A 763-nucleotide genomic window follows, 5' to 3' on the forward strand; every position below is an offset into this window, starting at 1 on the left:
TTTCGTCGAAGTTGGTTTGACATGCTAGAGCGTTTGCAAAGCCTATATGCAGATCGCCATCTTCGAACGTCGGTGCAAAGTCTCTTAAATCTGCGAAGGTTGTGAAGTGAGTGAATGGGGTGTTCATTGCGGTAAAGCCAACTTTTTTCGCCCACCACATGAATTGGTCTAAGCTCCATTGATGGTCTTCAACCCCAAAAACACTAAACGTGATTGGCTCGTCAGGAGAATCATTGGAAAGTTTAGTATTACGCATACCACCCATTTCCATCGCTAAGTCACGAATACCGAACTCCCAATTAGGAATAACTTCATCGATGATAGGATCATATTGGCAGTTCAGGTTTCTGTCGTGGAACGCACGAAAAGCAATATCAAAGTTTGGCGGTTCTGGCTCTGCAGTCTTCGCTTTGAAGTTATCTGTTTTCGAGAATCGAGGGATAAATCCAAAGAACCCGGCACAGTTTTCACCCGTTTCTTCGCCATACAGGTCAGTACCTTCCCAAGCGGCTTTTACGCTCGCTGCTGTGGATACCCAAGCTTTGTAAACCCCACCGGAGTTAGGTGTGTTGGCAAATGGAAATAGCTGTATGGTTTCTCCATCAGGCAGAGAAGTAGGGTCGACATCTAAATACTCACTTCCCAATTGATGTCGACATTCTATGTCTATCGATTGGGTGACCATTTTGCCGCGAACTTTAACTTCTTGAGTGATGGTGACGACGTCATTCATATATGTCACACCACCTTCACCGTCGAAATA

The 763-nt window shown here is 45.1% G+C and carries 1 pseudogene; it reads right to left on the reverse strand.

Features of this window, described 5'->3' with window-relative positions:
• Positions 1 to 733 (reverse strand): annotated as a pseudogene (locus R8N49_RS26645) (hypothetical protein); the annotation flags it as partial.
• Positions 734 to 763 lie beyond the last annotated feature (30 nt).

The sequence above is a fragment of the Vibrio sp. 1978 genome, assembly GCF_033344345.1.